21 protein-coding genes and 1 pseudogene are annotated in these 21,371 nt (G+C 71.6%); 8 read left to right on the top strand and 14 right to left on the bottom strand.

Annotated elements, in window-relative coordinates:
* Nucleotides 1-92 precede the first annotated feature (92 nt).
* The 6 genes and pseudogenes from R3F55_12475 to R3F55_12450 all read right to left on the bottom strand — a co-directional run bounded on the left by R3F55_12475 (nucleotide 93) and on the right by R3F55_12450 (nucleotide 5,597).
* On the bottom strand, nucleotides 93-611 hold the full coding sequence (locus tag R3F55_12475; protein ID MEZ5668228.1) for a hypothetical protein: 519 nt from the start codon (nucleotides 609-611) through the stop codon (nucleotides 93-95).
* A 23-nt stretch (nucleotides 612-634) separates the two neighbouring features.
* Complete coding sequence (locus tag R3F55_12470) at nucleotides 635-1,396, bottom strand: hypothetical protein (GenBank protein ID MEZ5668227.1); 762 nt, start codon at nucleotides 1,394-1,396, stop codon at nucleotides 635-637.
* Nucleotides 1,389-2,522, bottom strand: a complete 1,134-nt coding sequence (locus tag R3F55_12465) for a glycosyltransferase (protein ID MEZ5668226.1) — start codon at nucleotides 2,520-2,522, stop codon at nucleotides 1,389-1,391. The genes R3F55_12470 and R3F55_12465 overlap by 8 nt, the downstream gene beginning before the upstream one ends.
* A 9-nt stretch (nucleotides 2,523-2,531) precedes the next feature.
* Complete coding sequence (locus R3F55_12460; protein MEZ5668225.1) at nucleotides 2,532-3,152, bottom strand: histidine phosphatase family protein; 621 nt, start codon at nucleotides 3,150-3,152, stop codon at nucleotides 2,532-2,534.
* A gap of 53 nt (nucleotides 3,153-3,205) precedes the next feature.
* Nucleotides 3,206-4,345, bottom strand: a complete 1,140-nt coding sequence (locus tag R3F55_12455; GenBank protein MEZ5668224.1) for a glycosyltransferase family 4 protein — start codon at nucleotides 4,343-4,345, stop codon at nucleotides 3,206-3,208.
* Nucleotides 4,345-5,597, bottom strand: a pseudogene (locus R3F55_12450) (glycosyltransferase). Before R3F55_12450 ends, R3F55_12455 begins: the two are co-directional and overlap by 1 nt.
* Nucleotides 5,598-5,746: 149 nt before the next feature.
* On the opposite strand from R3F55_12450, the gene R3F55_12445 reads away from it, so the two are divergent.
* Nucleotides 5,747-6,142, top strand: coding sequence for a hypothetical protein (locus tag R3F55_12445; GenBank protein ID MEZ5668223.1), 396 nt, complete (start codon nucleotides 5,747-5,749; stop codon nucleotides 6,140-6,142).
* Nucleotides 6,143-6,161: 19 nt separating this feature from the next.
* On the opposite strand, the gene R3F55_12440 is transcribed toward R3F55_12445, so the two are convergent.
* Nucleotides 6,162-6,287, bottom strand: a complete 126-nt coding sequence (locus tag R3F55_12440; GenBank protein MEZ5668222.1) for a hypothetical protein — start codon at nucleotides 6,285-6,287, stop codon at nucleotides 6,162-6,164.
* 185 nt (nucleotides 6,288-6,472) lie between these two features.
* On the opposite strand from R3F55_12440, the gene R3F55_12435 reads away from it, so the two are divergent.
* From R3F55_12435 to R3F55_12415, 5 genes are all read left to right on the top strand, one after another.
* Nucleotides 6,473-6,814, top strand: a complete 342-nt coding sequence (locus R3F55_12435) for a hypothetical protein (protein ID MEZ5668221.1) — start codon at nucleotides 6,473-6,475, stop codon at nucleotides 6,812-6,814.
* Nucleotides 6,815-7,043: 229 nt separating this feature from the next.
* Entirely contained in the window at nucleotides 7,044-9,701 is a 2,658-nt protein-coding gene (locus tag R3F55_12430; GenBank protein MEZ5668220.1) for an ABC transporter ATP-binding protein, read from the top strand.
* 52 nt (nucleotides 9,702-9,753) lie between these two features.
* Nucleotides 9,754-10,227: a Crp/Fnr family transcriptional regulator gene (locus R3F55_12425; protein ID MEZ5668219.1), complete on the top strand. Its 474-nt coding sequence runs from the start codon at nucleotides 9,754-9,756 to the stop codon at nucleotides 10,225-10,227.
* Complete coding sequence (locus R3F55_12420; GenBank protein ID MEZ5668218.1) at nucleotides 10,224-10,715, top strand: class I SAM-dependent methyltransferase; 492 nt, start codon at nucleotides 10,224-10,226, stop codon at nucleotides 10,713-10,715. The genes R3F55_12425 and R3F55_12420 overlap by 4 nt, the downstream gene beginning before the upstream one ends.
* A complete protein-coding gene (locus R3F55_12415) occupies nucleotides 10,712-11,206 on the top strand; it encodes a class I SAM-dependent methyltransferase (protein MEZ5668217.1) in 495 nt (164 codons plus the stop codon). The genes R3F55_12420 and R3F55_12415 overlap by 4 nt, the downstream gene beginning before the upstream one ends.
* A 4-nt stretch (nucleotides 11,207-11,210) precedes the next feature.
* Here the strand turns inward: R3F55_12415 and metE are convergent, their stop codons facing one another.
* The 6 genes from metE to R3F55_12385 form a co-directional block, all read right to left on the bottom strand.
* Nucleotides 11,211-13,499, bottom strand: coding sequence for a 5-methyltetrahydropteroyltriglutamate--homocysteine S-methyltransferase (gene metE / locus R3F55_12410; GenBank protein ID MEZ5668216.1), 2,289 nt, complete (start codon nucleotides 13,497-13,499; stop codon nucleotides 11,211-11,213).
* Nucleotides 13,500-13,523: 24 nt separating this feature from the next.
* Nucleotides 13,524-14,444 (bottom strand): methylenetetrahydrofolate reductase [NAD(P)H], encoded by a 921-nt coding sequence (metF, locus tag R3F55_12405; protein ID MEZ5668215.1) that lies wholly within the window; start codon nucleotides 14,442-14,444, stop codon nucleotides 13,524-13,526.
* 7 nt (nucleotides 14,445-14,451) lie between these two features.
* Nucleotides 14,452-15,435 carry a metalloregulator ArsR/SmtB family transcription factor gene (locus R3F55_12400; GenBank protein MEZ5668214.1) on the bottom strand — a complete coding sequence of 328 codons (984 nt, stop codon included), beginning with the start codon at nucleotides 15,433-15,435 and terminating at the stop codon, nucleotides 14,452-14,454.
* Nucleotides 15,420-16,109 carry a PAS domain-containing protein gene (locus R3F55_12395; GenBank protein ID MEZ5668213.1) on the bottom strand — a complete coding sequence of 230 codons (690 nt, stop codon included), beginning with the start codon at nucleotides 16,107-16,109 and terminating at the stop codon, nucleotides 15,420-15,422. The genes R3F55_12400 and R3F55_12395 overlap by 16 nt, the downstream gene beginning before the upstream one ends.
* A 258-nt stretch (nucleotides 16,110-16,367) precedes the next feature.
* Nucleotides 16,368-17,897 (bottom strand): glycosyltransferase family 39 protein, encoded by a 1,530-nt coding sequence (locus R3F55_12390; GenBank protein ID MEZ5668212.1) that lies wholly within the window; start codon nucleotides 17,895-17,897, stop codon nucleotides 16,368-16,370.
* The gene (locus R3F55_12385) at nucleotides 17,894-18,853 is read right to left on the bottom strand and encodes a DMT family transporter (GenBank protein MEZ5668211.1); all 960 of its coding nucleotides are present in this window, start codon (nucleotides 18,851-18,853) and stop codon (nucleotides 17,894-17,896) included. Before R3F55_12385 ends, R3F55_12390 begins: the two co-directional genes overlap by 4 nt.
* Before the next feature lie 102 nt (nucleotides 18,854-18,955).
* Between R3F55_12385 and R3F55_12380 the strand changes: the two genes are divergently transcribed.
* On the top strand, nucleotides 18,956-19,744 hold the full coding sequence (locus R3F55_12380; protein ID MEZ5668210.1) for a SprT family zinc-dependent metalloprotease: 789 nt from the start codon (nucleotides 18,956-18,958) through the stop codon (nucleotides 19,742-19,744).
* An 88-nt stretch (nucleotides 19,745-19,832) separates the two neighbouring features.
* Complete coding sequence (locus tag R3F55_12375; protein ID MEZ5668209.1) at nucleotides 19,833-20,399, top strand: DUF2889 domain-containing protein; 567 nt, start codon at nucleotides 19,833-19,835, stop codon at nucleotides 20,397-20,399.
* Here R3F55_12375 and gluQRS read toward each other — a convergent pair.
* The gene (gene gluQRS, locus R3F55_12370) at nucleotides 20,378-21,259 is read right to left on the bottom strand and encodes a tRNA glutamyl-Q(34) synthetase GluQRS (GenBank protein MEZ5668208.1); all 882 of its coding nucleotides are present in this window, start codon (nucleotides 21,257-21,259) and stop codon (nucleotides 20,378-20,380) included. The genes R3F55_12375 and gluQRS overlap by 22 nt on opposite strands.
* Between the last annotated feature and the right edge of the window lie 112 nt (nucleotides 21,260-21,371).

Genomic DNA, 21,371 nt, shown 5'->3' with positions numbered 1-21,371 from the left:
GTCCACCGCCTGCAGCAAGCCGGCGCGCCGCAGGTCGAAGGTCACCGCCAGGTCGCGGACCTCGAGCAGGTTGCCGGGCGCCATCGCCGCTGTCATCGGCCGGCACCCGGCGGGTCGCCGCGCGACAGTACATGGCCGTAGGCGGCGAAGTTGGCCGCCGTGGTGTCGCTGACCGCGATGCCATGGCGCACGACCGCAGCGGCGGCCTGCGCGACCACCGCCTCGAAGTCCTCGAGCTGCGAATCCAGGCGGATCGCACCGCCGTCGCCGCGCAGCATCAGCTGCATCCATCCCCTCTGCCGGTCGCGGCGGGTGGAGAAATAGGACAGCTTCACCCGGCGCACCTCATCCCAACGCACAGTAACCCGGCGCAAACCCTGCGTCGATATCGCGCCCGGCCCGACCTGCACCGCCGTCTTCTGGCGCACCCCCGTGCGCAGGCCGAACAGCGCGAACACCCCTGCAAGTCCGCCGAGCACGATCGCCGCCGCCCCGCTGGCTCCGGTCACCGCCAGCGGGCCCAGCGTGAGCACCAGGCCCGCCGCGCTGCGCCCGTAATCACGGTACAGCTCCTTGCGGTCATAACGATGGCTGGTCTCGATCGGGTCCATGACCTGGATCATAGAATGCCGGGTCACGCCGGGAACAGGGCCTGGGGCGCCAGCAGCCTGGCATGCGGGTGGCCGGCCACCGCCTCGAGGAAGCCGGCGAGGAACGCCCAGGTGGCCGGATCGTGGTCGGCGTGATGGGTCAGCAGGCCGGTCGGCTCGGCCGGATCGACCGTGCCCTCGCGGCGTGCCGCGAGATGCGCCAGCGCCTGGCCCAGCACCGCCGCCTCGCCGGCGAAGCCGCGGTCGCCGCGCCATGCGATCGGGTCGATGTGGGTGTTCACGCTGACCAGTCCCGCCGTCGCCGTCCTCGGGCCGAAGCCGGACAGGCCGCGGTAACCCCACTGCGGCAGCACGGCCGTCACGGCCGGATCGATCCGGTTCCAGGGCGGCACCATGACCGGCAGCAGCCGGTCGGCGAGCACGCCGGACAGCCTGGCCCAGCCGGCGGCGAGATCGGTGCGCAGCGCCGCCATCGGCCGGTCGCCGCCGAGCTCGATCTTGCGGACACGCCCGGGGCCAGGCAGCGCATGGTCGACATGGGCAAAGCCGTGCTGGGCGACCCGGGCGAGCGGGAAGTCGGCCAGCATATCCGCCACCGCCGCATCGAGGGCGGCCGGCACCGCGGCCAGCAGCACCGGCGCCGCGAAGCCCGCGGACAGGGCGAGCAGGCGCCGGATTCGCGGCCCGGGCGCACGCAGGTCGTCGTCGCGCCACCAGAAGGTGGCACCGCCCGGGATCCCGTCCCAGGCGTCGAGTTCAGCCGCGAGGGCCGCCCAGTCAGCCATGCACGCATTCCCGCAACAGGCAGGCGCTGACCGCAGCACCGTCGAGCGCGAGGTCCGGCCAATGCGTCGGGTGCGCGGCGGCCGCGTCGATCGCGTCGGCCAGCGACCGCGGCGTCAGCCCGGCTTCGTCGACCACCGCGACCAGGCCCAGCGTCGCCAGCCGGGCGGCGCGCATCGGCTGCTCGGTCTCGCCGCTGCCCGCGAAGGGGACCAGGACGGCCGGAACGCCGCTGACCGCGATATCCATCACGGTGTTGTAGCCCGCCTGGCTGACCGAGACGACCGCCCCGGCCAGCGCCGCCGCCAGGTCCGGCACCGCGCGCGCGACCGTCACGCCGGCCGCGGACGCCGCGCAGAGCCGGTCGAAATCCGTCGCCGGCAGGTTCGGCCCGGTCAGCAGCGTCCACGGCAGCGCGCCCTGCCGCGGCATGGCGCGGGCGTCCAGCGCGGCGCGCAGCAGCGCGGCGCCGACCGCTCCGCCGCCGGCCGACACGATCACGCCGTCGCGCGGCCGCGGCGCCGGCGCGGGCGGCGCGACATAGCCGGTATAGGCGATGCGGTCGGCGATCCGGTCGGCGGCGCCGAAGCTCTCCTCCAGGCGGACCAGCGACGGATCGCCGTGGACCAGCACGCGATCGACATGCGCCGCGACCAGGGCCGCGGTCTCGCGCTCGCGCTCGGGCTTGCGCCGCTGCAGGATGTCGCGGATCGAAACCGCCACCCGCGGCCGCGGCCGCGACGCGGCAATCCGCTGCAGCAGCGGCACCAGCTCGAAGCGCATCTGGCGGCGCCCGAACGGAAAGCTCTCCAGCAGCACGATGTCTGGCTTGACCCGGTCGAACAGCGCCAGCAGGGCATCGCGCCGCGCCGCCTCGCCGGCGGCGTCGAGCGGTCGGCCGGCCGCGTCGACCAGGCCGCCGAAGTCGCTGCCGGCGCTGCGCAGCGGCGGCAGCTGCACCACCTCGGCGCCGCCGAAGCCGAACGGCGCGCTCGGCTCGCCGCCCTGGGCGACGGTGACGGCGAAGCCGCCGCGCACCAGGCCCTGGGCCAGCAGCGCCGCCCGCCGTAGATGTCCGATGCCGAGCAGGTGCTGGACATGGAACAGCAGGCGGGGCGGACCGGCCACGGCGGCGCGCTAGTCCGACCGCGCGCCGGCGCCGAGCGGCAGGTTGAGCCGGACGATGCCGACCGCGCCGCCGGGGGCGACCGTGAATTCGTGGGCGACGGCGCGGATGCGCAGCCCGGCATAGTCCGGCGGCGGCTCGCCGACATAGTCCCAGTCCAGCGCCAGCGCGACCAGCGCGCGGATCACCCCCTGGTGGGCGAAGGCCAGCGTCGGCGCGCCGGCCACGGCCACGTCGGCGAGCCAGCCGGTCAGCCGGTCGTGGAAGCCGCGCCGGCTCTCGCCGCCCGGGGCGGCATAGTCGAGGCCGGCGTCCTGCATCGCCTGCAGCCGGTCCTCGCCGACGTCGGCCGCGACCTCGGCATAGGTCATGCCCTCCCAGGCGCCATAGCCGATCTCGCGCAGCCGGTGGTCCAGCACGATGTCGTCGGGCGCGCCGAGCATGCGCGCGGTATCGAGCGCGCGCTGCAGCGGGCTCGATACCCAGCGCAGCCGCTCGAGGCCCTCCGGCAGCCGCCACGTCGCCACCATCGCCCGCCCCTCCGGGCTGAGCGGGATGTCGCTGTGGCCTTGCAGCCGCTTGTCGGCATTCCAGGCCGTCGGTCCGTGGCGGATGATCACAAGACGGGTCATCGGGTCTCCATCGCGCGCCCGTCGTTCCCGGGTTGCGGCGGCGCTCGCTGGTCTCAGGCTTGCCGCCGGTGGGCCAGGACGAAGCGCAGGGCGTCGTCCAGCACGGCCGCGGCGGCGGCGAGGCCATGTTTAGCGGCAGTCGTCGCCCGCGCATAGTCCGCCATGGCCCGCCGGCGCCCGGCGTCCGACAGCAGTTCGCGCACCGCGCCGGCGATGCCGGCCGCGCCGGGCGGCGACACAACCAGGCCGCTGCGGCCGTGCTCGACGATCGTGGCGACCCCGCCCTGGTCGCCGGCAACGACCGGCAGGCCGGCGGCGCGCGCCTCGAGCAGCGCCATGCCGAAGGCCTCGTTGACGGCCGGCCATACCAGGATGTCGGCACAGGCATAGAACTCGGCGAGCGCCGCCGGCCCGAGCGCGCCGACCAGGCTGGCGCGGGGGCCCAGCGCCGCCGCCACCGCGGTCCGGGCGGGGCCGTCGCCGGCGGCAACCAGGTGCCAGCGCAGGTCCTGCAGCCGGGCCAGCGCCTCGCCCAGCATGCGATAGGAGGCGAGCTTGTCGCCCTCGCGCATCATCGCCACCGCCAGCAGCCAGGGCCGGTCGGCCGGCAGGCCGTAGCGCGCGGCCACCGCCGCCCGGTTCGCCGCCCGATCCGCCGGCTGCGCGGGCGGCGCGTCCAGGTCCAGGAACGGCAGCAGCGGCCGAATCCGGTCGGGCCGGTCGAGATGGGCGGACACCGCCGGCTCGTCGGCCGGATTCAGCGACAGCACCGCATCGGCCCGCGCCAGCGCCGCGGCGACCGCGCGCTCGCCATGCACCCACGGACCGGCCAGACGCTTCGGCGCCGACGATGCCTCGGCCACCAGATAGGGAATGTCCAGCGCCGACGCGACGGCCGGGCCGATCCAGTCCGGCGCCTTGTAGTAGAGGTGATAGGTCAGCCAGGCCTGCGGCCGTTGCGCGAACGGCCGCGCCGGAAGCATGCGCACGAGCCGGCGCGACGCGGCCGCGGCGGCGCGCTCCGCCTCCGGCAACAGGCCGGGGGTGGCGCAGTAGGTGCGCACCGACGCCATCAGCTCGACGCTGTGCCCGGCCAGAACCAGGGCGCGCATCAGCAGGCGGGCCACCAGCCGGTCGCCGGACGGCACCGGATGATGCGGCGGCTTCAGCGGTGCATAGAAGCCGATGCGCATCAGGCCTCTGCCACCGCCTGCACGCCGGCCGCCAGATAGGGACGCAGGCGGGCGGCCAGTGCATCGAGGCCGGCACCGTGGTCGAAGCGGGCGCGGACATGGGCGTCGCCCGCCGCGCCGAGGCGCGCGCGCAAGGCCGGATCGCGGATCAGCGCGTCCAGCGCCGCCGCGAGGGCCGGCGGGTCGGCCGGCGCGACCAGCCGGCCGGTGCGGCCGTCCTCGATCAGCTCGGGAATGGCGGAGACGCGGCTGGCCAGACAGGCGAGGCCCTGGCTCATCGCCTCCATCAGCACGTTCGGCAAGCCGTCGCGGTCGCCGTCCGGCGCCACCTTCGACGGCAGCACGAACAGGTCGGCCGCGCGACAGGCCGCGATCACCTCGGCCTGGTTGCGCGCCCCCTGCCAGGCGATCCGGTCGGCCAGACCCAGTGCCGCCGCCTGCGCCATCAGCGTGTCGCGCAGCGCGCCGCCGCCGATGTGGGTCCAGGTCCAGTGCAGGCCGGCCGGCAGCAGCGCCAGGGCGGCGAGCAGGTCGTCGAAGCCCTTCTTCGCCACCGCCCGGCCGACGCTGAGCAGCCGGACCGGCGCCGCCGCGTCGGCGCCGTCCCGGTCCGGCCGCGGCTCGGCGAAGGCCGGGAACCGGGCGAAATCGAGCCCGTGATAGGTCAGCGACACCTTGGCGGGATCGGGCGACAGCCGGGCCAGGTGTTCGGCGCCGAACCGCGTGCACGTGGTCAGCCAGTCGCAGTCGCCCAGCTTCTCGCGGACCTCCCAGTCCGGCGTGGTCCAGATGTCCTTGGCGTGGGCCGAGCACGCCCAGGGCAAGCCGCGGATGCGCGCCGCATAGCGGGCGACCGAAGCCGGCGTGTGCAGGTAGTGGACATAGAGCAGGCGGACGTCGGCAGCTCGGCCGGTCACCATCGCCTGGCCGAAACGGCGGACGGATTGTCGGTGCGGTCGCGGCGGAGATCGGCGCGGAAGTCGGACCAGGCCCGGCCATAGCCAGGCAGCGCGCGCACGCATGCCCAGGCGCGGCGCACCCGCGGCCGGTCGTCCTCCAGATACTCCGGCAGATACAGCACCGGTGCCTCGATCTCGTCATGGATCGGATGCCGGTCGGGATCGTAGGGATGGCGCAGCGAGACGATCACCAGCGGCACGCCGCGCAGCTCCAGCCCGCGGATCTCCTGGGCGATGAAGGTCTCCGACAGCCGCGGATAGCCCTTGACGACGACCGCGATGCGGCCGCGGATGCCAGCGTCGCGCACCACGGGCGGGCTTCAGCCGCCGATCCTGGCCACCGCGGGCATCGCCTCGTCCTCCTCGACATATTCCGCGATGCCGAGCAGGGTGATGCAGGCGTTCGTTGACCGTGTCGAGGCCGTCGAGCATGCCGGGACGCATGGCCGCCGACGGCGGCGTCTGCGCCGGCAGGGCCCGGATCGCAGCCGCCATCGCGCGGGGATCGCGGGCCGAGGCGTTGGCCAGCATCCGCACCATGCCGAGCCGCTGCGCCCGGTCGGCGCGCAGGAACTGCTCCATCCGCGGCCGGGTGCGCGGCACCAGCACGGCCGGCTTGTCGAATGAGAGCACCTCGCAGAAGGTATTGTACCCGCCCATCCCGACGATGCCGACGGGCGCCGTTGATCAGCGCCTCGATGCGCGCGTCGAAGGTGATCGCCTCGAAGCCGTGCAGCCGGGCGACGCGCTCCTGGAACCCGGCGCGCAGGTCCGGCTGCATGAACGGGCCCAGCACGAATACCGCCTTCGGCGCGTCAGATCCGGTTCGGCCTCGTAGGCGCGCAGCACCCAGTCGATCACCTCGTCGCCGTCGCCGCGCCGCCGGTGGTGACCAGCACATAGGGCGCGGTGCGCGGCGGCTCATGGGTCTCGGTGCCGCATCGTCGGCAGTTCGCGCCGCGCAGGTAGCCGGTGAACTGCATCTTGCCGCGCACCGCTGGCGAGACCGCGACGTCGAGCGGATCGAGATCTGCGGAATGCCGTAACCCAGATTTCGTCGAACAGCTGCTCCAAGCGACGGCAGCACGCCCTTGCGCTTCCACTCCGGCACCAGCAGCTTGGGATCGTCCATCACATCGCGCAGGCCGAGCACCAGCTTGCAGCCGCGATGGTGCAGCATCTCCAGCGTCGGCTTGACCTCGCCGCGCAGGCCCAGCGGTTCCTTGTCCACCAGCATCAGGTGCGGGTCGTAGATGTCGGCGGTGTGCCGGATGATCGATTCGCGCATGTCCAGCGTCTGCTGGGTGTCGACCAGCTGCGACAGCGAGGTGTATTCGCCGTTGCGCAGCTTGATCACGCCGGGAATGCGGACGAAGTCCACCCGTGCGCGGAAGTCGAAGCTGCCGATGATCGGCGAGCCCGACAGGATCAGCACGCTCATGTTCTTGTTGCGCTCGACCAGCGCATGCGCGATCGCCCGGCACCGCCTGAGGTGGCCGAGGCCGAATGAGTCGTGGCTGTAGATCAGGATACGGATCGACTCGACGCCGTCCATTTTTGCCCCCCGGGCCTCCCACCGGCGCCGGCACTATGGCATGGCGGCCGCCCCGTCACCAAGCCGTGAATGCCGCCGCCGCGCGTTTGCCGCCGAGCCGCGATGCGCCGTGTGACGGGTTGCACTTTGTGCGGCGGGCGGGCTCGTCTATGGTGACGCCGCACCGCAGCAGCGCGCGACCGGCATGGAACACAGCATCTATCGTTACATCTGGCACTACAGCAAAGCCCGTCAGATCGCATTGCTGATCGCCACCGTCCTTACCTTCCCCGTCCTTTACTATTCGCTCGATCTGCCCAAGACGATCGTCAACGACGACATCGGCAATTTCGAACCGACGACGGTGACCGTGCCGCTGATCGACTGGACGATCGAGTTCGACCAGATCAGCTATCTGATGGCGTTGAGCGTGCTGTTTCTGATCACGGTGGTGATCAACGGCGGCATCAAATACTACCTCAACGTCGCCCAGGGCCTTCTCGGCGAACGGCTGCTGCGCCGCCTGCGCTACGACCTCTATGCGCGCGTGCTGCGCTTCCCGCTGCCGCATTTCCGCAAGGTCAGCTCCGGCGAGATCATTCCGATGATCACGTCGGAGGTCGAGCAGATCGGCGGCTTCATGGGCGCCGCCTTCGTGACCCCGATCTTCCAGGGCGGCTATCTGCTGACCCTGCTCGGCTTCATGCTGATCCAGGACTGGCTGCTCGGCGCGCTGGCGATCATGTTCTACCCGGCCCAGGCCTGGCTGATCCCCAAGCTGCAGTTCAAGGTCAACATGCTGGCCAAGCAGCGGGTGCGCACCGTGCGCAAGCTGGCCGACCGGATCGGCGAGACCATCGCCGGCGTCGGCGAGGTGCATGCCAACGACACCTCGGCGCTGGAGCGGACCGACGTGTCGGACCGGCTCGGCACGATCTTCGACATCCGCTACCGCATCTTCAAGCTGAAATACTTCATCAAGTTCCTCAACAACTTCATCGGCCAGCTGACCCCGTTCTTCTTCTATGCGGTCGGCGGCTGGCTGGTGATCGAGGGCAGCCTCAGCTTCGGCGCGCTGGTCGCGGTGCTGGCCGCCTACAAGGACCTGTCCGGTCCGTGGAAGGAGCTGCTCGACTTCTACCAGCTGCAGGCCGATTCCGCGATCAAGTACAACCAGGTGATCGAGCAGTTCGAGCCGCCCGGCCTGCTGGAGCCGGCGTTGCAGGACGGCGACGACGGCGAACTGCCGCAGTTGGCGGGGCCGATCCGCCTGAGCAACCTGGGCCTGGTCGACGACGATGGCTCGCGGCGGCTGGACGGGGTCACGGTCGAGATCGCGCTGGACAGGCATGTCGCCATCGTCGGCGACGGCAGCAGCGGCAAGGACGAGCTGGCGCAGATCCTGGCGCGGCTGCTGAACCCGACCAGCGGCGACATGCGTTTCGGCGACCTCGCGGCGACGACCCTGCCGGAGATGGTGACCGGCCGCCAGATCGCCTATGTCGGCAGCAACGCCTATCTGTTCTCCGCCACGGTCGAGAACAATCTGACCTACGGGCTGCGGCACCGGCCGATGACGCCGGACGGCACGCCGATCGACGAGGAGCGCCGCGCCTGGATCGACGAGGCGATCGAGGCCGGCAACTCGCCGTTCGACCTGCATGCCGACTGGATCGACCGGCAGGCCGCGGGCGCCGACGACCATGACGGGCTGGTGCGCGAGATGCTGGCCGCGCTGCACAAGGTCGATCTCGACCGCGACATCTACCAGCTCGGCCTGCGCGGCCACATCGACCCCGAGAAGCAGAGCGACATCGCCCAGGACATGATGGCGGCGCGCGAGGCCGTGCGCGCCAAGCTGAAGAGCGACCCGGACAATGCCCGGCTGATCGAGCCGTTCGACCGCGGCCGCTACAACTCCAACGCGACCGTGGCGGAGAACCTGCTGTTCGGCAACCCGGTCGGCGACAGCTTCGACCTGGAGCGGCTGGCCGAGAACGACTATGTCGACTGGGTGTTGCGCGAGAGCGGCCTGGCCGAGGCATTCCTGCAGACCGGCGCCAAGGTGGCCGAGACCATGGTCGAGCTGTTCGCCGACCTGCCGCCGGGCCACGAGTTCTTCGAGCAGTTCAGCTTCATCGGGTCCGAGGAGTTGCCGGAATACCAGGCCATCCTGGGCCGGGCGTCGCGCGGGTCGCTGGACGGCCTGCCCGACGCCGACCGGCAGCGGCTGCTGTCGCTGCCGTTCAAGCTGATTCCCGCCCGCCACCGCCTTGGCCTGATCACCGAGGAAATGCAGGGCCGGGTGCTTGCCGCCCGCAACCTGTTCCGCGACAACCTGCCGGAGGCGCTGAAGGACCGGGTCGAGTTCTACGAGCCCGACCGGTTCGCGTCCGCCGCCACCATCCAGGACAACATCCTGTTCGGCAAGGTGGCCTACGACCAGCCCGACGCCGCCAACCGGGTCAGCGCGCTGATCGGTGGGGTGCTGGATGCGCGCGGCCTGCGCGACAGCGTGCTGGAGGTCGGCCTGGGCTACGAGGTCGGCATCGCCGGCAGCCGGCTCAACTCCGCCCAGCGACAGAAGCTGGCGGTCGCCCGCGCGCTGATCAAGCGGCCGGCGCTGATGATCCTGAACCAGGCCACCGGCGCGCTGGACGGCGCCAGCCAGGCCAGATTGCTGGAGGCGGTGCTTGACGACCGGGCCGGCCGTGGGCTGATCTGGGTGTTGTCGCGGCCGCAACAGGCCAAGCTGTTCGACCAAGTGCTGGTCATGGCCGACGGACGCGTGGTCGACCGGGGCCGCTATGACGACCTGAATGTCGAGGGGAAAGTGCTGCACGACCTGATCCGGTCGGACTGACCCGAACGACGCGGCACAGCGGCCGGCAACGACCGGCCAAGGAGGGGGTGGCATGAGCCTGCAAGAGGAAGTCGAACTGCTGCGCAGGATTCCGCTGTTCGCCAAGCTGGAGCCATCCAAGCTCAAGCTGCTGGCGTTCACCAGCGAGCGGCTGTCCTTCGACCGCGGGCAGGCGCTGTTCCGCCAGGGCGATCCCGGCGACGCCGCCTATATCATCATCGACGGCGCAGCCGCGGTCGAGGTCGACAGCCCGAGCGGTCCGATCCGGGTGGCCACGCTGGGCCGCAACGATTTCGTCGGCGAGATCGCCATCCTGTGCGACGTGCCGCGCACGGCGACCGTGATCGCCGACAGCGACGTCGTCACCCTGCGCATCTCCAAGGACCTGTTCTTCCGCCTGATCACCGAGTTCCCGCAGATGGCGGTCGAGATCATGCGCGAGCTCGCCCACCGGCTGGAGCTGACCACCGCCAACCTGCGCGAGGTGATGAACCGCCAGGCCGCCGCCGGCAACGCGGGGTCATGAGCCGGCTGGAGAGCGCCATCCGGCGGCTGGAGGCGCAGCGCGACTGCATCGACGCGGCAGCGGCGATGCTGGCGGGCGAGACCGGCTGCATCCTCGAGCTCGGGCTCGGCAACGGGCGCACCTACGACCACCTGCGCACCCGGTTTCCCGCTGCCGCGATCTATGTGTTCGACCGCCAGGTGCGCTCGCACCCGGACAGCACGCCCGACGACGATCACCTGTTCCTCGGCGACTTCTTCGAGACGCTGCCCGAGGCTGCGCGCCGGCTGGGCCGGACCGCGATGCTGGCGCATTGCGACTTCGGCAGCGGCAAGGACACGGCCGACGCGGCGGTGGCGCGGCGGCTGTCGGCCGCGCTGGCGCCGCTGCTCCGGCCCGGTGCGCTGGTGCTGTCCGACCAGCCTCTGGACCACCCGGGCTGGCAGGCCGTCGCCCTTCCCGCCACGGTGGCCGCCGGCCGCTACCACATCCATCGCGTCGCCGCGTGAGCGCCGCGCACGGTTCGCGCCTGCAGGCGATGATCGCCCGGCTGGCGGCGCAGCGCGCGCACCTGGACGACGCCGCAGCCCGGATCGCGGCCGTGCCCGGCCCGGTGCTGGAGATCGGGCTGGGCAAGGGCCGCACTTACGATCACCTGCGCCGGCGCCTGCCCGACCGCCGCATCCTGGTGTTCGACGGCTCGCTGCACGCCCCGGCGGACCTGCATCCGCCGGCCGCCGATCTGGTTCTGGGCGATTTCCGCGACACGCTGCCGGCCGCGGCCGGGTCGCTGGCGCGGGCCGCGCTGATCCATGCCGACATCGGCAGCGACGACCGGGCGGCCGACCGGCGGCTGGCATCGGCGATCGCGCCGTGGCTGGCCGATCTGCTCGCGCCGGCCGGGCTGCTGCTCAGCGACCGGCCGATGCCGTCCCCGGCGCTGGTGCCGGCCGACGCGCCCGCGACCGCCTGGCCCTATTACCGCTACCGGCTGGGCTGAGCCGCTATTCTGCGGCGACCCGCTGGGGCAGGCGCGCCCGTGCCTCCTGCGCCGCCGCCGTCATGCGCCGCAGCGCGGCCTCGACCTCGGGCCAGTCGCGGGTCTTCAGCCCGCAATCCGGGTTGATCCACAGCTGCTCCGGCTTCAGCACCTGCAGCGCTTTGTCGATCAGCGCACCCATTTCCGCCTGGTCGGGCACGCGCGGCGAATGGATGTCGTAGACGCCGGGCCCGATCTCGGCCGGATAGTTGAAGCGGGTGAAGGCATCGAGCAGCTCCATGTCGCTGCGCGAGGTCTCGATCGAGATCACGTCGGCGTCGAGCGCCGCGATCGACGCGATGATGTCGTTGAACTCCGAGTAGCACATGTGGGTGTGGATCTGGGTCTCGTCGCGCACGCCGGAGGCCGACAGGCGGAAGCATTCGGTCGCCCAGTCGAGATAGGCCTGCCAGGCGCGGTGGCGCAGCGGCAGGCCCTCGCGCAGGGCCGGCTCGTCGATCTGGATCAGCCGGATGCCGGCGGCCTCGAGGTCGACCACCTCGTCGCGGATGGCCAGCGCGATCTGGCGGCAGGTGTCTGCGCGCGGCTGGTCGTCGCGCACGAACGACCATTGCAGGATGGTGACCGGGCCGGTCAGCATGCCTTTCATCAGCTTTTCCGTGCGGCTTTGCGCATAGGCCGACCAGCGCACCGTCATCGGCTGCGGCCGGGCGACGTCGCCGAAGATCACCGGCGGCTTGACGCAGCGCGAGCCGTAGGACTGCACCCAGCCGTTGCGGGTGAAGGCGAAGCCGTCGAGCTGCTCGCCGAAATACTCGACCATGTCGTTGCGTTCGAACTCGCCGTGGACCAGCACGTCGATGCCGATGTCTTCCTGGCGGCGGATGCAATCGTCGGTCTTCCGCTCGAGGAAGGCCTGGTACTCGGCGTCGCCGAGCTCGCCGCGGCGATGCGCGGCGCGCGCCTTGCGCACGTCGGCGGTCTGCGGGAACGAGCCGATGGTCGTGGTCGGCAGCGGCGGCAGCTCGAAAGCCTGGGCCTGCGCCTTGCGCCGTGCCGCGAACGGCGTCGACCGCCGGCTCATGCCGGCATCGACAGCGGCAAGCCGGGCCTGGACCGCATCCCGGTGTACCCGCGGCGACCCGGTGCGCGCGGCGGCGGCCGCGTCGCTGGCATCGAAGGCCGCCGCGGCCGCGGCGCGGCCCTGCCCTGCCGCCTGCGCCAGCGCGGCGACCTCGTCCAGCTTCTGCGTCGCGAAGGCGAGCCAGCTCTTCAACTCGGCGTCGAGATCGGTCTCGTGAGCGAGGTCGACCGGGCAGTGCAGCAGCGAGCACGACGGCGCCACCACGACGCGGTCGGCGTCGAGACGTGCCACCGCGCGCTCGACCTGTGCCAGCGCTCTGGTCAGATCGGTGCGCCAGATGTTGCGGCCCTCGACCAGGCCGAGCGACAGCGTCAGCCCGTCCGGCGCGCCGGCGAGCGCCGGCTCCAGGTCGTCGGCCCCGCGCACCAGGTCCAGGTGCAGGCCCTGGACCGGCAGGCCGAGGGCCAGCGGCAGGTTGTCGCCCAGCGCGCCGAAATAGGCGGCGACCGTGATGGCACGGTTCTCGGCGGCAAGCGCGCGATAGGCGTGCGCGAAGGCGTCGCGCTGGGCGGCGCTGAGGTCGGTGGCGAGGATCGGCTCGTCGATCTGGACCGCGGCGACTCCGGCAGCGGCGAGCTTGGCCAGCAGCGCACGATAGACCGGCAGCAGCCGGTCGATCAGCGCGATCGGCGCGCTGCCGTCCTTGGCCTTGGCCAGCGACAGGAAGGTGACCGGGCCGACCAGCACCGGGCGGGTCTCGATGCCGAGCGCCTTGGCCTCGCGCCAGGCGTCGAGCGGCGCCTCGTCAGCCAGCGCGAACTGCTGGTCTGCATCCAGCTCGGGCACGATGTAGTGATAGTTGGTGTCGAACCACTTGGTCATCTCCATGGCCGGAACGTCGCCGGTGCCGCGCGCCATGGCGAACTTGCGGTCGAGCGCGCTCGCGCCCGCGCCGGCGAAGCGGGCCGGCACCGCGCCGAAGGTGACCGTCGCGTCGAGCACGTGGTCGTAGAGGGAGAAGTCGTTCGACGGGACGATGGTGATGCCGGCGTCCGCCTGCAGGCGCCAGTGCCGCGCTCGCAGCGCGCGGGCGGTCTGCTGCAACGCCGCCGCGTCGCCGTCGCCGCGCCAATAGGCCTCCACCGCCTTTTTCAGTTCGCGGTGCGCGCCGACGCGCGGGAAGCCGAGATTCGCGGCCTTGACCATCATGGATCTCCGGATTGCGAGTGGGTGTCAGTGGGCGGTCGGCTGCGCCGGCTGCAGGCCGAGCATGCGGCAGATCGCGACGGTCAGATCCGCCCGGTTCAGCGTGTAGAAGTGGAAGTCGCCGACGCCTTCGCCGGCCAGCGCCAGGCATTGCTCCGCGGCCACCGAGGCCGCGACCAGCTGCCGGGTCTCCGGCTCGTCGTCGAGGCCGTCGAACAGCGCGGCGAAGCGTTCCGGTATCGACGCGCCGCAGGCCGCCGCGAAGGTGCTGGCCCGGGCGAAATTGGTGATCGGCAGGATGCCCGGCACCACCGGCGCGGCGATGCCGGCCGCCGCGGCGCGGTCGCGGAAGCGAAGGAAGGCGCCCGGGTCGAAGAAGAACTGGGTGATGGCGCGGGTTGCCCCGGCATCGACCTTGCGTTTCAGGTTGTCGAGGTCGTCCGCGGCCGAGCGCGCTTCCGGGTGCATCTCCGGATAGGCCGCGACCGAGAGCTCGAAATCGGCGATCGCCCGCAGTCCGGCGACGAGATCGGCCGCATAGGCATAGCCGCCGGGATGCGGTGCATAGGGTTGCGGTCCGCCCGCGCCTGCCGGCGGGTCGCCGCGCAGGGCAACGATGTGGCGGATGCCGGCATCCCAGTATTCCCGCGCGATCGCATCGATCTCCTCGCGGCGCGCGCCGACGCAGGTCAGGTGCGCCGCGGTCGGCACGCCGAGCTCGGACTGGATGCGCTTGACCGTGCGGTGGGTACGCTCGCGGGTCGAGCCGCCGGCGCCGTAGGTGACGGAGACGAAGGCGGGCGACAGCCGCGCCAGCCGCTTGGCGGTCTGCCACAGATCCTCTTCCGCCGCTTCCGTCTTCGGCGGGAAATACTCGAAGCTGACCCGCGGGCAGCCGCCCGGCCGCGGGGTCGCGCGCGGCTGCGGCGCCGAGGTCGGGCGGTCCATCGTCATCTCAGCCATTGTCCCTCTCCCCGCCCGGCAAGTCCGCGGTGCCGGGTGTCGCCGCCGCCCGCGCCGGCTTGGCGATGTGCCAGACGATGACCGTCAGCGGCGCGCCGGCCAGCGGGCGTTCCTCCAGGCAGACCAGTCCGGCGCGGTCGAGCCAGCGGCTCATGTCGGCCGGATCGATGCCGAGCCGGCGATGGTTGTGCTCGCTGCGCAGCGCCTCGTGGTCGTGCAGGTCCAGATCGACGATCAGCAGCGTGCCGCCCGGCCGCAGTACCCGCGCCGCCTCGGCCAGCACCGCGCCGGGGCTTTCGGCATAGTGCAGTACCTGGTGGATCACGATCGCATCGAAGCTCTCGGCAGCCAGCGGCAGCTGGTACATGTCGGCCTGGCGCACCCGGCAGTGGGCGTGGCCGGCCTTGTCGAGATTGTTGCGGGCGATCGCCAGCATCTCGCGCGACGCGTCGATGCCCAGCGCGTGCGCCACCCGCGGCGCCATCAGCTCCAGCATGCGCCCGGTGCCGGTGCCGATGTCGAGCAGGTCGGCGACCCGCGGCGGCAGCAGGTCCAGCAGCGCCTCTTCGACTTCGCGCTCGGGCACGTGCAGCGACCGGATCTCGTGCCAGCGCGCCGCCTTCTCGCGGAAATAGCGCGCCGCGGTCTCGTCGCGCTGGCGCTTGACCGCATCCAGCCGCTCCAGGTCCAGCGTCAGCACCGCGTCCTCGCCGGGGATCGCGTCGATCAGCGTGCGGGCGAGATCGGCCATCGGCCCCTCGTCGGCCAGGCGGAAGAACGCCCAGGTGCCCTCGCGCGACCGGTCGAGCAGGCCGGCGTCGCACAGCAGCTTCAGGTGGCGCGAGACGCGCGGCTGGCTCTGGCCCAGGATCTGGGTCAGCTCGGTCACCGACAGCTCGGCGTGGCCGCACAGCGCCAGCAGTCGCAGCCGGGTCGGCTCCGCCGCCGCCTTGATCGCGGTCAGCAACCGGTCCATGTCGCTCGCCCTCGCATGTGCGCTTCATAAAGATATCTGCATATATGTGCAACGACATATTGCGAAGTCGCTAACGGCCGCCCCGCCGGCCGGGCTGGCGACGAACCTTGCGAAACGCGTGTGGAGGATTGGCGAGGCCGCGCGCAGGACGGCGCACGGAACCGGGCGCTATTCGAGGCCGGGGTACCGTTCAGGATGAAGATCATGTCGACGGTCGCACCGTCCGCGGCCAGCGGGTAGTAGACCCGCTCGCTGTCGATATAGGTCCGGTCGGGGTGGGGCAACGCGAACCGGTCGTAGACCGGGCACCGGGTCTGCGCCACCAGCGTCATGTTGCGGTTGAGCCGCTCGATGAAGCCGGGCATGACCGCGTCCTCGACGAAGCGGCCGGTGATGTCGCGGCCGGCCATCTCGGTCTGCTTGGTGCCGTGCAGGCGGAAGCGGAAGCGCAGCCGGCCGCCGTCGCGGACAACGTCGACCAGATTGACGTAGCCGAGCAGGCCCGGCAAGTCGAGCGGCGTGAAATGCTGACGCCCGGGCAACATGCCGGGACGAGCGCGCGACATCAGCAGCTCGTAGACTGCCTTGTATTTGGGCGGAAGCGCGGCAAATTCGGTCGCGTCTCGCAACACGCGACCAGCAACCGATATCCGCGTGATATCATCGCTCGGCATGATCTAATCTGTGCACCAATAATAGGATTTGTCTTGCCGGAACCGGCTTTCTGGATTTCGTGCCTCGATAATCTATGCGGTTTCCATCAGATTAGCAAATCTTAATCCGCGCATTGCCGCGCCGATGCAAGTCAATTTTAACATAGATTCGATGCAGTTTGCAGTTCGCGCTGCTACCTAAATTGACGCCGCCGTACACGCCATGGTGTGTTCATGCATCGCAGCGGGCGTATCCCGACAGTATTACCTCGCGTCGTCCTAATTGAGCATCGTCAGGTACAATACTCGCTCCATTCCTTCGCCAATCCGAATATTCACCGTGATTTGTTCACCCACGGTTGAAAAATTCCCGGTTATGTCCACGCGGTCCGGGTATTCGCTGACAAGAAGCGCCGGCGGTCGTGCAGCCTTGTCGTAGGGAATCGCCAATTCGTAGTGGTTGCCGGGCACGCCGTCGGCGTCCCAGGCCGCGAAGCGCAGGTCCGAGCCGCGGGTGGCATAGAGCAGCGAGGCCAGCAGCATGCGGTCGTCGGACAGCACCAGCCGCCCGGAGCCGCCCGCGGCGTCCTGCGCCAGGGCGTCCGCGACGGCGCGACCCGCTTCGTCCCAGCCGCGCAGCGCGCCGAACGGATCGCGTCCGGACGGCCACGGCATGACGTTGGCCAGCACGACGAACAGATAGAGCCCGCCGGCCACCACGGCATGCAGGCCGAACGAGGCGCACAGCCAGCGGCGCCGGTGCGGCGCGGCCAGCCAGATCATGACGGCGATGCTGGCGCTGGCGTATGCGGTCGCGGCCCAGTTGGCGTTGGCCCGCGACAGGAAGGCCTGCACCGCGATCAGCGCCAGCACGGGTGCGGCGAACCACAGCCAGAGGCGAAGGTCCGCGCCGGCCCGGCCGCGCGCCCATTGCCAGAACAGCACCAGCAGCACGGCAAACAGGATCGGCCCGAACACGCCGAACTGGCTCGCCGCGAATTCCAGCCCCTTGTCCAGGTGCAGCAGCGGCCCCTGCCAGTTGGCATTCTCCGCGGTGTGGCCGACGGTGGCCCAGCCATTGGCCATGTTCCACACCAGATTGGGGATCAGCCCGGCCAGACCGACCACGGCCAGCACCGGCCAGCGCACGCTGCGCCACAGCCAGCGCGCGTCGCGTAGCAACAGGCCGGCGAGAGCGGCGCAGAGCAGGAAATAGCCCATCGCGTATTTGGCATTGAGCCCGACCGCGACGGCGAGACCGCACAGCAGCGCCCAACCGATCGCGCGGGTCTGCAGCAGCCGGACGAACGCCCACAGCGCGACCGCCCAGAACGCCAGCAGCGGCGCGTCCGTCGACATGATCAGGCTGGAGAACGAGACCGCCGGCATCGTCGCATAGGCCAGCATCGCCAGCCCGCCGATCCGGCTCGCGCGGTCGCGTCCGCCGCCGTCGCCGCCTGCCAGCAGGGCGCGGCCGGCCAGGCCGATGAACAGCGCCGCGATCGCGTGGCACAACGGTGCGGCGAAACGCACGCCGAACGGCGCGTCGCCGAACAGCGTCGTGGTCGCCGCGATCAGCCACGCGATCAGCGGCGGCTTGGTGAAGTAGCCGAAGTCCAGATCCTGCGACCAGGTCCAGTATTGCGCCTCGTCGCCATGCAGTTCCAGCGGCGACAGCGCCAGGACGAGCCAGCGCAGCAGCGTCAGGCCGGCGACGATCCACAGCGCACGGCGCCACAGCAGCGCGCCCCCGGTCGTCTCCCGCGCCGCGGCGCCGCCGGCCAGCCCCGGCTCGATCGCCGCCGTCATCCGCCGCCCGCCGCCCGCGCCGGACGGTTGACCAGCACCAGGCCGACCAGGACGAGCGCCACCGCCGCCCACACCCAGGCGGAGTGGGTCTCGCCGAAGATCGCCATGCCCCACAGGATGCCGGCGCAGGTGATGACGAAGGCGACGACGCCGGCCACCACCGGACCGACCATGCGCAGCAGCTCGAAGAACACGACGAAGGCGACCGCGGTGATCGCGATCTGCCCGGACATCGCCCAATCGCGCAGCTGCCAGCCATCCTGACCGGGCAGGTAGAACTGGCCGGTGACCGCCATCGCGCAGGCCATGGCCAGGCTGCCGGCCAGCGTCATGCCGCAGGCCAGCGCCAGCGAATGACCGCCCGGCCCCTGCGGACGCCAGCGCGCCATCCCGATATTGCCGACGGCGTAGAGGACCGGCGTGATCAGGCCGACGGCGACCCACCCGGCCATCTCCGGCGACGGCAGGCTGGCGCTGGGCAGCAGGATCAGCATCGCGCCCGCCAGTCCGAAGGCGACCCCGGCCGCGCGCACCGCGGCGAAGCGCTCCATCCTCAACCCGATCGCCAGCAGATAGGTCAGCACCGGCACCAGCGGCATCACCACCGCCATCACGCCGGCCGGAACGAAGTTGAGCACCACCACCATGTTGGCGTTCGGCGCCGCGAAGCCGACGATGCCGGCGAACAGGTAATAGCGCAGGAACGGCCACCCCAGCCGGGGCCGCATGCCCCGCGCCAGACAGACGCACAGCAGGATCGTGCCGCCGCCGAGCGCCTGCCAGAAGGTGTAGGACATCGGCGGGATGCCGCCGGTGCGCCCGATCTTGGCCAGCGAGAAGGCGAGACCCCACATGCCGCCGAGGAACAGCAGCATGGCGACCGGCAGCAGGCGCCGGGCCAGGCTGCCGGCGGCCGCGGCCGGCGGGAGGGAGACTGAGGCTGCGGGTTGAGTCACCGCCGGACCCTATCCCGTCGGGCGGGCCGTCGCCAAGCGATGTGAGGCGGACGGCGCCTTCCGGGCTTCACCATCCCGGCCGGACAGGCTACCCCTGTGGCCATGAGCCCTGGCCAGCGAGTCGCATTCGAGCATGACGGCGTCCTCAAGGTCGCCGCCGGTGCCGGGCCGCTGGTGCTGCGCTGGCGGCGCAGCGCGCGGGCGCGCCGGCTGTGCCTTCGCGCCGGCGCGAAGGGAATCGAGCGGGTGGTGCCGGCGCGGATGGCCCTGGCCGAGGCCGGCGCCTTCGCCGTACGCCATGTCGGCTGGATCGCGCGCCAGATGATCCGCCTGCCGGCGACCGACCTGGTGCGGCACGGCAGCATCGTGCCGCTGGAGGGAGTCGATCACCGGGTGATCCATCGCACCGATGCCGAGGCGCGGGGCCCCGCCGGCGAGCGGGTGGTCTGGCGACACGACGGCGGGCTGCACGTGCGCGGCGCCGCCGAGCATCTGCCGCGCCGGCTGGAGGACTGGCTGCGTGCCGAAGCCCGGCAGCGGCTGGCGACGCTGGCCCCGGCCAAGGCCCGGCTGATCGGAACCGCGCCGGTCCGGGTCACCGTGCGCGACACCGTCTCGCGCTGGGGAAGCTGTTCCTCGGCGGGCGCGCTCAGCTTCTGCTGGCGGCTGATCGTGGCGCCGCCGTGGGTGCTGGACTACGTCACCGCCCACGAGGTCGCCCACCTGCGCCACATGAACCACGGCGCCGCCTTCTGGCGCACCTGCGCCGGCCTGCTCGGCAACCACGCCGACATGCTGCCCGGCGTGCCGCCGGAACGGGTGGTGCAGCGCGCCCGCGGCTGGCTGCGCCGCCACGGCGGCGCCCTGCACGCGGTGCGTTTCCGCGCCTGAGCCGGCGAACGAGTCGCATTCCGCGACCGGCCGCCCTACCATCGTCATTCCGACCCGTCCCCGTCAGACGCGAACCCGAGGCGCCGCCATGCCGCTGTCCGAACCGGTCACCCGCGACCCGATCCACGTCCGCAGCGTCACCTGCCGCGGTTATCGCCGGGCCGACGGGCTGTGGGACGTCGAGGGGCATCTGGTCGACACCAAGGCCTATGCCTTCGACAGCACGTCGCGCGGCACCCTCGAGCCCGGCGAGCCGGTGCACGAAATGTGGCTACGGCTGACGGTGGACGACGACCTGGTCGTGCGCGGCGTCGAGGCGGCGACGGATGCCGCGCCCTTCCCGGTGTGCCCGTCGATCGCGCCGCGCTTCACGCAACTGGTCGGCCTGGCCATCGCGCCGGGCTGGAACGCCAAGGTGAAGCAGATGCTCGGCGGCGTGCAGGGCTGCACCCATCTGGTCGAGCTGCTGGGCCCGATCGCGACAACCGCGTTCCAGACGATCTTTCCGCTGCGCGAGCGCGAACGCCGGCAGAAGGGCGACCGCGCGCCGGTACCGCTGGAAAAGACGCCGGTCGGCACCTGCCACGCCCTGCGTGCCGACGGCCCGGTGGTGAAGGAGATCTGGCCGGAGCACTACACCGGCGGCGGCGGATAATCCGCGACTCCGAGGCGCGCCCAGACCTGCGCCGGCGACGCCCCGCCCTCGCGGATCATGCGCAGGGTCAGCGGGTTGTTGCGCTTGGCCAGCCTGTGGCCGTCCGCGCCGGCGATCAGCCGGTGATGGCGCCAGGTCGGCACCGGCAGCCCGAGCGCGGCCTGCAGCATGCGGTGGATGTGGCTGGCCGGCGCCAGGTCCGCGCCGCGGGTGACTAGCGTGACGCCCTGGGCGGCGTCGTCGATCGCCACGGCCAGGTGATAGCTGGCCGGCACGTCGCGCCGGGCGATGACGACATCGCCCAAGACGGCCGCCGAAACCGCGTGCGTGCCGGCGGCGTCGCTTTCGCCGTCGTCGGTCCAGCACAGCGGGCCGTGCCGCGCCAGCACGGCGTCGGCGTCGAGCCTGATCGCGTAGGGCACGCCGGATGCGGCGCGGTCTTCGCGCGCGGCCGGCGCAAGACCCCCCCCGGTACCCCGAAAGAGCACCGCGCCCATGGCATCCAGATGCGGCGCGCCGCCGGATTCGGCGATTTCGCGCGCGATGTCGCTGCGCGAGCAGAAGCAGGGATAGGCGAGGCGGTCGTCCAGCAGCCGGCCGAGCGCGTCGCGATAGAGCGCCAGCCGCGCGGACTGGCGCACGACCGGGCCATCCCAGGCAAGGCCGAGCCAGGCGAGGTCCTCCAGGATCGCGGCCTCGAACGCCGGCTTGCAGCGCAGCGTGTCGATGTCCTCGATCCGCAGCAGGAAACGGCCGCCCGCGGCGGTGCCGGCGGCTGTCCAGGCGAACCACGCGCTGTAGGCGTGGCCGAGGTGCAGGTGGTTGGTCGGACTCGGCGCGAAGCGGGTCACGGCTGTCATCGATCGGTCGGCCCGGTCCGGTCGTCGCGGTTCATCGGTTCGGCATCCTCGCTGCGGTCGTCTCGGGCGCCGGAATGGCGACCGTTGCGCCGCAGCCCGGCTTCTGTTTACA

The sequence above is a fragment of the Alphaproteobacteria bacterium genome, assembly GCA_041396705.1.
In the GTDB taxonomy this organism is placed as follows: Bacteria; Pseudomonadota; Alphaproteobacteria; order CALKHQ01; family CALKHQ01; genus CALKHQ01.
This window is presented reverse-complemented; position numbering and strand designations above follow the sequence as displayed.